The sequence below is a fragment of the Salinarimonas rosea DSM 21201 genome (genome assembly GCF_000429045.1).
GTDB classification, from domain to species: Bacteria; Pseudomonadota; Alphaproteobacteria; order Rhizobiales; family Beijerinckiaceae; genus Salinarimonas; species Salinarimonas rosea.
In genome coordinates, this window is record NZ_AUBC01000056.1 from 1 (window position 1) to 2,262 (window position 2,262).

The 2,262-nt window shown below is 70.0% G+C and carries 3 protein-coding genes; 1 reads left to right on the plus strand and 2 read right to left on the minus strand.

Annotated features, from left to right (window positions below; translation table 11 throughout):
• The first annotated feature begins 12 nt into the window (after positions 1-12).
• Entirely contained in the window at positions 13-141 is a 129-nt protein-coding gene (locus tag G407_RS29220) for a copper-binding protein (RefSeq protein ID WP_280742909.1), read from the plus strand.
• A 192-nt stretch (positions 142-333) separates the two neighbouring features.
• Here G407_RS29220 and G407_RS0121285 read toward each other — a convergent pair whose 3' ends face one another.
• The gene (locus G407_RS0121285; RefSeq protein ID WP_029032430.1) at positions 334-1,095 is read right to left on the minus strand and encodes an SDR family NAD(P)-dependent oxidoreductase; all 762 of its coding nucleotides are present in this window, start codon (positions 1,093-1,095) and stop codon (positions 334-336) included.
• A gap of 21 nt (positions 1,096-1,116) precedes the next feature.
• Complete coding sequence (locus G407_RS0121290; RefSeq protein WP_029032431.1) at positions 1,117-2,103, minus strand: acetamidase/formamidase family protein; 987 nt, start codon at positions 2,101-2,103, stop codon at positions 1,117-1,119.
• Positions 2,104-2,262: the final 159 nt, after the last annotated feature.

The following is a 2,262-nucleotide window of genomic DNA, read 5'->3' on the forward strand; positions in this document are numbered from 1 at the left end:
GGCATGGACGCCATGACGATGGTGTTCCGCATGCCCGAGACGGGGATGGCCTCCGGCCTCGCCGTCGGCGACCGCGTCACCTTCGAGGCCGACCGGGTGAACGGCGCCCTCACGATCACGCGGATCGAGAAGGCGAACTGATCGGCGCGCTCGGGGGCCGCCGGACCGCGGCCCCCGTCCACCGTAGGCGCTCGTTCCGAGGCAGACGTCCTCGCGGGCGTGCAACCAGAGCCGAGCTTTCGGGCAGAAGGGTCGGCTCGTTCGCCTGCGACTGTGGCGGGGGGCACGGCACCCGGGCTCCACGCCCGGCGTGCCGAGCACCGATCTATCCGGTCAGAGCTGAACCCCGCGCGTCAGCGCCCCGTCGATCACGAGGTTCGTGCCGGTCGTGAAGCTCGAGGCAGGGCTCGCGAGGAAGACGACCCCGCGGGCGATCTCCTCGGGCTTCGCCATGCGGCCCGTCGGGTTGAGCGCGAGCGCCTCGGCGAAGAGACCGGGATTGTTCGTCTCGATCCACTGCCAGATCCCGCCGTCGAAATAGGTGTTGCCCGGGGAGACCGTGTTGGCGCGGATCATCTTCGGCGCGAGCTTGTAGGCGAGGTCCTGCGCGTAGCGGACCAGCGCCGCCTTGAAGACGCCGTAGGCCGCGCCGGTGAAGTCGACCTCGCGGCCGGAGACGCTGGAGATCAGCGTGATCGACGCCGCCTGCGAGCGCTCGAGATGCGGAAGCGCGGCGTTCACGAGGCGGACGGAGTGCATCATGTCGGTGCGGAACTCGGCCTCCCAGGACTCCTCGCCGTCCCCCACGTCGAGGGCCGAGACGTTGCCGACGACGATGTCGACGCCGCCCAGCGCCGCGGCCGCGTCGTTCACCCACGCGCTCAGCGCCGCCTTGTCGGCGACGTCGAAGGCGCGGCCGAAGGCGGTGACGCCGTTCGCCTCCAGGCTCGCCACCGTCTCGTCGACGCCTGCCTGCGTGCGTGCGCAGACCGCGACATGCGCGCCCTCGGCCGCGAGGATCTCCGCGCAACGGCGGCCGATTCCCTTGGTGCCGCCGGTGACGAGGGCCCTCAGCCCAGAAAGTCCGAGATCCATCGAGCCCTCCCCCTGTTGTCGTCAGCCGAGCCACGCCTTCCGCATGGAGGCGCCGAGCGTGTATTTCGGATCGACCATGTTGCCGACGCGCACCCGGCCCGCCTGCGTGCAGAGGAAATACGCCTCGCTCTCCTCGAAGCCGTAATCCTCGACCATCCAGCGGATGAGGTCGCGATAGGCGATGCGGGCGGCGTCTTCCATCGGACGGGCGCTGCCGACCGACATCACGAAGTCCTCGGTCTCCAGGCGCACGCCGGGGATCGACCAGCTCTTGATGAGGTCGACCTGGAAGACCACCGTCGCCGGCATCTCCACGGCGACCCCGCAGAGCTCACCGTCGCCCTGGCGTCCGTGGCAATCGCCGATGAACAGATGCGCGCCCTCGCGCTGGACCGGGAAATAGAGGACGGCGCCCGGCGCGACGTCCGGCAGGTCCATGTTGCCGCCCCAGTAATCGGGCTGGAGCGAGCTCACGGCCTCGATCTCGGGGCTCACCCCGATCGTGCCGACGAAGGGCTCGTAGGGCAGCGTGATCCGCTCGGAGAAGCGCACGCCCTCGGGCGTGACCTCCATCTTCTTCACCCGCTCGGCGATCGGCTTGTTCAGCATCGGCGTCTGGGGCGTCGCGACGAGGCCGCCGAACTCGGGGATCAGCGCCGTCGTACCGGCGGGCTGCGGCCCGCGCGGAAGGATGGAGTGCAGGTGAACGCACAGGACGTCGCCCTTCTGCGCACCTTCGACCGCGATCGGGCCGTTCTGCGGGTTCACGTAGGGCATGTGGAGGACCTGCGACGGCAGGTCCTCCTCCGTCCGCACCGCCCCGCCGAAGGCGTCCAGCGTCTCGACCTCGATCACGTCGCCGGGCGCGACGCGCATGACCGGCGCAGCATATGGGCCGTAGACGTAGTGGAAGGCGCCCTGATCGGCCTCGCTCAGCCTGTGGCAGCCGTTCGCCTTGCCTCCGGAGACGCCCCTGCGGGCCATGTGCGACGACGCGATCCACGACATGCCGAGATCTCCCGGAGCGTACCCGTGTCGGCAATCTATCGCGCGAGGTCGGCCGGTGAAAGGGGCTGTCCGGGGTCAGCACATATGAGACGCGGCGGGGCTCCCGTCAGCTCAGGCCGAGAGGTACGCGGCGGGTGGTCTCCCGGCAAGGGCTCCGTG

Bases quoted from the DNA above. Each gene is read 5' to 3' on its own strand.
- G407_RS29220 (WP_280742909.1), top strand. From the start codon at position 13: ATGACGATGGTGTTCCGCATGCCCGAGACGGGGATGGCCTCCGGCCTC.
- G407_RS0121285 (WP_029032430.1), bottom strand. From the start codon at position 1,095: ATGGATCTCGGACTTTCTGGGCTGAGGGCCCTCGTCACCGGCGGCACC.
- G407_RS0121290 (WP_029032431.1), bottom strand. From the start codon at position 2,103: ATGTCGTGGATCGCGTCGTCGCACATGGCCCGCAGGGGCGTCTCCGGA.